This is a genomic window from Stenotrophomonas maltophilia group sp. RNC7, assembly GCF_030910085.1.
GTDB classification, from domain to species: domain Bacteria; phylum Pseudomonadota; class Gammaproteobacteria; order Xanthomonadales; family Xanthomonadaceae; genus Stenotrophomonas; species Stenotrophomonas sepilia.
Genome location: NZ_JAVFVN010000359.1, coordinates 1 through 703, shown reverse-complemented (window position 1 = coordinate 703; position 703 = coordinate 1). Strand labels below are relative to the sequence as shown.

Sequence of the window (703 nt, the reverse complement as noted above, 5' to 3'; positions counted from 1 at the left end):
CAATCATGGGAAATTATAGGTAATTCGCAGGAAAGGGAAGACTCTAACAAATTATTTTCTTCTTGTATCTCAAAAACTAAGAATACTCTTTGTTTTGAGATACAAGATTTTTTTCTAAATTTATATATGAACACGTAAACAAAATAAACCTTATGAAATAGAGCTTTATAAAAAATGACATCAAGGTAAACGTATAGATAATCCTGAATTGAAACGATACTGCTGATACTAATAGATGAGAAAGTTTTAAAAGTAACAATTTCATTTTTTGTCTCAATAAGATTAGATAACTAGTTATTTTGAGACAAATTTCATTCAAACTTCACAACTGCCGATAAGATTTCTTATGTAAACTAACTAAAAGTAAGTATATAACTAAAATAAGAGCCTTCCATTAAGGAAGACTCTTACCTCTCATATAAGTGAATCCGATTTTATGAATTAAATGTCGCACGTTATACCCCTATAACACAACACTAAGTAATTATAATAAATCTTCTATTGAATTTCAATTCTTAGGTATTTAAATATTGTATCTTATCCTTAAGGCTTGTTTCACAATTTCTCTATTTTTCTCATCTAAAGACTCTAAAACTTCCGGTAACGTTATATTATCCATATTTTCATTAAAACACTGCAGACCAAATCGAATTAATGACTTTTCTCCATTAGTGTATGGTTTTATTACTTCTTTAACTTTATC

General features: G+C 27.3%; 1 protein-coding gene. It reads right to left on the bottom strand.

The genetic code is table 11. The features are described from left to right. Window positions 1–523 precede the first annotated feature (523 nt). Window positions 524–703: hypothetical protein (locus tag RCF13_RS05940; protein ID WP_308140957.1), on the bottom strand; the 180-nt coding region annotated here is incomplete at its 5' end.